Origin of the sequence: Nostoc sp. CHAB 5715, from assembly GCF_020829685.1 — a bacterium.
Lineage (GTDB): Bacteria > Cyanobacteriota > Cyanobacteriia > Cyanobacteriales > Nostocaceae > Nostoc.
In genome coordinates this window covers 1-6,268 of record NZ_JAIVFR010000409.1, presented here as the reverse complement: position 1 = coordinate 6,268, position 6,268 = coordinate 1, and the positions used below count along the sequence as shown (strand labels likewise).

The window sequence follows — 6,268 nt, the reverse complement described above, 5'->3', positions numbered from 1 at the left end:
CTTCATCTTATTGACTCAGAAACGGCTAGCAGATAAGTTATCAGAGTATAAAGGGTATGTGATTTGTTTGGACACAGATTCGGAAGCCATAGCCAAACAAAGCCAAGAAAATCAAGTCAGTGGTGTCGGTGCTATTAACTCAGGAATCTTTGCTAACAGTTCTCCCTGATTTAGAGTTTCCTGTAGTTTCTTTATTATCAGACTGGGAATTAATTGACTTAGAAAGTCAGGATAATCCAGCTACTGAGATGACATCTGAAAACCTAGCTTACACCATCTATACATCTGGCTCTACAGGCGTGCCAAAGGGAGTGATGGTTCAACACCAATCTTTGGTAAATTATATAGAAGCTGGGATAGTTGAATATGAGATATCTTCTAGTGATTCTATTCTCCAATTTGCATCCATCAGCTTCGATGCAGCTGCTGAAGAAATTTTTCCTTGTTTGGTGCGGGGTGCAACGCTGATATTGCGAACTGACGAAATGTTGAGTTCCATTCCAGAGTTTCTGAAAATCTGCGGTGATTGGCAGATCACAGTATTAGACTTACCAACTGCATTTTGGCATCAACTTGTAGCTGAATTATTAGCTATGAATTTGACAATACCAGATTCTGTCCGATTAGTCATCATCGGCGGTGAAAAAGCTTTACCAGAACGATTAGCCACTTGGCAGCAGCTTGCTTTACAGGTGCGTTTGGTGAACAGCTACGGCCCAACAGAAGCAACAATCGTGACGACTATCTGTGATTTCTCAGGGCTAACTGTTCAGACAATAGGGCGAGAACTGCCAATTGGCAAAGCTGTTAACAATGCCAAAACCTATATCCTCGACTCCCACTTAAATCCTACCCCAGTGGGAGTTACAGGAGAGCTTTACATTGGCGGAATTGGTGTAACTAGAGGTTATTTAAATCAACCTGACTTGACGGCTGCTTTGTTTATTCCCGATTTATTTAGTGAAATACCAGGGGCGCGTCTCTATAAAACAGGCGATCGCGTTCGTTATCTCAAAGATGGTAATATAGAGTATTTGGGACGGTTAGATAACCAAGTAAAAATTCGGGGTTTCCGTATTGAGTTGGGTGAAATTGAAGCCTTACTCAATCAACACCCAGATGTACAAGAATGTGCTGTTGTCGCTTGTGAAGATATGACGGGTGACAAACGCTTAATTGCTTATATTGCTCCCATAACCAGAAAATCTGCAAATTTGCAGCAATTTCTCGCAAACAAGTTACCGGGGTATATGATTCCCGCCCATTTTGTTTTCTTAGAAGTATTGCCGCGTACTCCCAATGGTAAAATTGACCGGAAGGCGCTACCGCAAATAGAAGAACTACCTAGCCCAACTGTGACGGCTCCCCGCACACCTAGCGAAGAGTTGTTGGTAGGTATTTGGCAAACAGTGTTGAACTTAAAGTCAGTGGGAGTTGAGGAGAATTTCTTCGCTCTGGGTGGACATTCACTGCTGGTAATTCGGATGATTGCCCAAATTCAGCAGGTATTTGGGATAAATATACCATTACGGCAGGTGTTTGAAACACCAACTATAGCTGAATTGGCGAGGGTAATTGCATCATCAACATCAAATACCCCCCTTTCATCCCCCCTTGGTAAGGGGGGACAGAGGGGGGTGTCCGACAGGACGGGTGAGGTTGAAAATTTACCCCTTTCTTTTGCCCAACAGCGCCTCTGGCTTTTAGCACAACTGGAACCAGAAAATCCATCCTACAACGTGGCGGCGGCATTGCGTCTGAGTGGTAAGTTAAATATTACTGTCCTCAGACAAAGCTTTGCTGAAATTGTCCGTCGTCATGAAGTATTGCGTACCAGCTTTCCTACCGTTGATGGTAGTGGGGTAGCAGTTGTATCTTTTGATGTAAATATATTTATTCCAGTTATTGACCTAAGTTCACTCTCGGCATCGCAACAGCACCAAACCGTTCAACAGCTTGCTCGTTGCGAAAGTCAGCAGCCTTTTCACTTAGAACAGAGTCCGCTTTTACGAGTCAATTTATTATATCTGCATCCAGATGAACACGTATTATTATTGACCATGCATCATATCATCACCGATGGTTGGTCAGTTGATATTTTAGCGCAGGAAATCGCAACTTTATACCAAGCATTTTCCCAAGGACAGCCTTCTCCTCTGCCAGAGTTAGCAATTCAGTATGCCGATTTTGCTACATGGCAGAGACAGTGGTTAGAGGATAATAAATTTGACTATCAGCTAGAATACTGGCGGCAGCAGTTACAGCAAGTTCCAGAGCTTTTGGAATTACCCATAGATTATCCGCGTCCGGCTGTGCAGACATTTCTGGGTAGGCGACAAAGTTTTGAGTTATCTTTAGAACTGACTCAAGCAATCAAGCAGCTACGTCAAGAAACAAACACCACCCTGTTTATGGTGATATTTTTGGCGTTGAGTGTGCTGCTGCATCGCTATAGTAATCAAGATGAAATCGTTATTGGTAGCCCAATCGCCAATCGTCATTATCCTGAGACTGAAGGATTAATCGGTTTTTTTGCTAACACTCTAGCACTGCGAATTTCCTTAGCAGATAATCCTAGCGTTGCCGAATTATTGCCACAGGTGCGGGAAATTGTCTTAGCGGCTTATGCTCATCAGGATGTACCATTTGAACAGGTAGTAGAAATATTACAACCGTTGCGATCGCTAAGTCACTCGCCATTATTTCAGGTAATGCTAGTTGTAGAAAATGCCCCCACCCAACCAATAGAATTAACCGGGTTGCGCTGGAGTCCCCTAGAACTTGATGGCGGTACGGCAAAGTTTGACCTCACCTTGATGATCAGGGAAACAGACACCGAATTGCAAGGCAAATGGGAATATAACTGCGATTTATTTGCGGAAACTACAATCACCCGATTTACAGAACACTTGCAAACTTTATTAACAAGCATTACTTCAGAGCCAACACAACGGATTTCTGATTTATCTTTGATGAGGCAGGCAGAAATTCAGGAAATTATCAGCTTTGGTAGTGCAGCAATATATCATGCGCCTCAATGTATTCACGATTTATTCGAGCAGCAGGTAGCAAAATTTGGTGATGTCATCGCTTGTGTTGATGGGATTGAATACACCCCACCCGCCCTATCGGACACCCCCCTCTGTCCCCCCTTGGTAAGGGGGGATGAAAGGGGGGTGGGAAGGATGGAGAGAAGTATTTTAACCTATGCAGAACTCAATAGCAAAGCAAATCAACTTGCCCATCATCTTAAATCTTTGGGAGTCAAGCCAGAGGTAGGCGTTGGTATTTATGTTGAGCGTTCTGTTGATTTTATTATCGGAATATTGGGAATTCTTAAAGCAGGCGGTTTTTATGTGCCGTTGGATGTTAACTATCCAAGTGAACGTTTAGCATTTTTGATTCAGGATGCTCAAGTGCAAGTGCTGCTTACCCAAGAACAATACATTGAAAAACTACCATTTTTGGAACTGCCAATTTTCTGTTTTGATAATGATTGGCAAAGTATTGCTCAACAACCCACAACCAACCCTGTCAGCCATACCACACCAGAAAATCTCGCTTATGTGATGTATACCTCCGGCTCAACAGGAGTACCCAAGGGTGTGTGTGTACCCCATCGCGGTGTAGTGCGGTTAGTGCAAAATTGTGATTATGCTCAACTGAATGCCGATGAAATTTTACTCCAAGCGGCGCCGATTGTATTTGATGCCTCTACCTTTGAAATTTGGGGGGCGCTACTCAACGGCGCACGCTTGGTAATTTTGCCGAGTCAGCAGCCAACCCTAGAAGAATTAGCAAATGCGATCGCACAACATCAAATTACCACTCTTTGGCTAACAGCAGGCTTATTCCACCTCATGGTAGATGAACATCTCGCTAGCTTGAAAGCGGTGAAACAATTATTGGCTGGCGGTGACGTTTTATCTGCTGTTCATATTAAAAAGCTTCTGGAAACTAATCCTCAATGTCGCGTCATCAACGGCTATGGCCCCACCGAAGGGACTACCTTCACTTGTTGCTATGTGATAAACGATGCCAAACAAATAAATAATACCGTTCCCATTGGTCGAGCGATCGCTAATACCCAAGTTTACATTCTCGACCGCTATCTTAACCCTGTACCCATCGGCATCACAGGTGAATTATATATTGCAGGTGACGGACTCGCCCGTGGCTACGTGAATCGAGCAGAGTTAACAGCAGAAAGGTTTGTCCCGAATCCGTTTATTGGGGAATGGGGAGTGGGGAGTGGGGAGTGGGGAGTGGGGGAGATGAGGGAGATGAGGGAGATGAGGGAGATGAGGGAGATGAGGGAGATGAGGGAGATGAGGGGGACAAGGAAAGAATTTTCCCAATGCCCAATGCCCAATGCCCAATGCCCAATGCCCAATGCCCAATGCCCAATGCCCATTCTTTACAAAACCGGCGATCGCGCCCGTTACCTGAGAGATGGTAATATTGAGTACTTGGGACGATTGGATAATCAAGTCAAAATCCGGGGTTTTCGGATTGAGTTAGGCGAGATTGAAGCAGTACTGGCTCAACATCCAAGTGTACAAGATTGTGTGGTAATTGCTGACGAGTTGAAATCACAGCATAAGCAGCTTGTAGCTTACTTCGTACAAGATGCAAAATTGCAGCCGATTTCTCTAACTGAACTGCGGCAATTTCTTCAACAACAGCTACCAGATTACTTGATTCCTAGCTTTTTTATCCAATTGGAAACTTTACCCCTAACGCCTAATGGTAAAGTAGATAGGCGGATGCTACCAGCACCAGAATTACTAAACCAGCAGGATATCATTTTACCGCGTACTAATATAGAGGCAATATTAGTCAATATCTGGTCATCACTTTTGCATCTGCCTCAAGTCGGCATCCATGATAACTTTTTTGAACTGGGTGGAGACTCAATTCTGGCGATTCAAGTTATTAGTCGTGCTAATCAAGTAGGGTTGCAACTAACTCCCAAACAGCTTTTCCAGTACCAAACCATCGCAGAATTAGCAGCAGTTGTTACCCCTGTCTTAGCAATCTACGCCCAGCAAGGTATAGTTACAGGTTCCCTACCACTCACACCTATTCAACATTGGTTTTTTGAGCAAGAGTTGGCGAATCTGCATCACTTCAATCAAGCGGTGTTTTTGCAGGCGAAGCAGAAATTACAGCCAGCAATTCTCATTTCATCTTTGAAAAAACTATTAGAGCATCATGATGTGCTGCGAAGTCGGTTTGTAAAACCCCACCCGCCTTGTCAAGGGGCTACGGTGTACACACATCTTGGTGATGCACAAACCCTGGATTTACCCCCCTTAATCCCCCCTTGTAAAGAAGGGAAATATCCGGTTCTCCCCCTTTGCAAGGGGGAGTTAGAGGGGGTCATAGACCAAGGGCATGAGAAGGTAAAATGGCAAGCTACAATTATTGAGCCAGATGATGATATTCCCTACGTTTGTTGTGATTTATCGGCTTTATCAGCGACGCAACAAGAAGTGGCGATGAAAGAAATTTCTAGCCAACTGCAAGGAAGTTTAAATATTACCCACGGTTTATTGCTGCGGGTGGCTAATTTTGATTTGGGTGAAGAATCCCGTTTGTTAATTGTGGTTCATCATTTAGTAATAGATGCAGTTTCCTGGCGTATTCTCCTAGAAGATTTGCAGACGGCTTATCAGCAACTAATTCAAGGTAAAATTATTGATTTACCGCCAAAAACTACTGCTTTTGCAACTTGGGCAGAACAGTTAGACAGCTACGCATCATCAACAACTTTATCAGAAGAACTTGATTACTGGCTATCAAGCGATGCCTCCGGCGGGCTTAGCCTACGCCAAACAGTAAAACCCCTACCAGTAGATTATCTTGATGGTACTAATACGGTAGCCAATGCTGATGCCATTACCGTGAGTCTTTCAGCAGCCCAGACACAAGCATTACTCAAACAAGTCCCCTCAGCATACAACACCCAAATTAATGATGTGTTATTGACTGCCTGCACACAAGCAATCTCGACATGGACAAAAGAGGATTTAGTGTTGATTGATTTGGAAAATTACGGACGGGATTTTCCCGCAGCAGAGATAGATGTATCTCGTACCGTGGGCTGGTTTACAGTCATATATCCCCTATTGTTACAAGTTGAAAGCAGCGATAATTGGGGTGAAAAGCTCAAAGCTATCAAAGAACAATTACGGAGAGTGCCAAATCGCGGATTTAACTACGGACTACTCCGTTATCTTAGCAAATCCTCTTTTGTCCAGATCGG

1 protein-coding gene is annotated in these 6,268 nt (G+C 43.9%); it reads left to right on the top strand.

The window, feature by feature from the left end; translation table 11 throughout:
- Nucleotides 1-149 precede the first annotated feature (149 nt).
- On the top strand, nucleotides 150-6,268 hold a 6,119-nt coding region (locus tag LC574_RS21590; RefSeq protein WP_229455526.1), incomplete at its 3' end, for a non-ribosomal peptide synthetase.